The sequence below is a fragment of the Mesorhizobium sp. M7A.F.Ca.ET.027.02.1.1 genome (genome assembly GCF_004022985.1).
Classification (GTDB): Bacteria; Pseudomonadota; Alphaproteobacteria; order Rhizobiales; family Rhizobiaceae; genus Mesorhizobium.
This window is the reverse complement of sequence record NZ_RZOL01000965.1, coordinates 1-420: the sequence shown is the minus strand read 5'-3', so window position 1 is coordinate 420 and position 420 is coordinate 1. Positions and strand designations below refer to the sequence as shown.

Here is a 420-nt window from a genome sequence, read left to right as displayed (position 1 = left end):
ACAAAGCGGTGCGTCACGCCAGATCCTCGTTATCCAGTAAAGCGTCATTCGCCTGCGGAATATCCACCAGCGGCATCGTCAGGGCGTCGTTGGCGACAATCGCAGGCGGCATAATAATGCGTTTATGGCGATGAAGCGGCGGTTGCTCCGCCAGCATTTTGCCCACCGTCGCCAGGAAATAGCGCCCGCACAGCCGCCCCGTTTTGTAATCCATGCGCAGCGCAGGAACGCGGCTGCCCAGGGCCATGCTCAGCAGCGGCTTAGGCGGATAGATTTCAAAAATACGCAGCTTACCCGGCGGTTTTTCAATGAAACGCTGCATCGCACCGTAGGTGGTTTCATGCTGCTTCGCGATGTTCACCAGCGGCTGCAGGCTGCTGTCGCCCAACCAGCGCTCCATCCGTTTAAACCACTGCGGGG

General features: G+C 58.8%; 1 protein-coding gene. It reads right to left on the bottom strand.

All coding sequences use genetic code 11. The annotated features are described in order from the left end of the window. Window positions 1-13: 13 nt before the first annotated feature. A partial coding sequence (locus tag EN749_RS37250; protein WP_210214783.1) for a DUF6363 domain-containing protein occupies window positions 14-420 on the bottom strand: 407 nt, incomplete at its 5' end.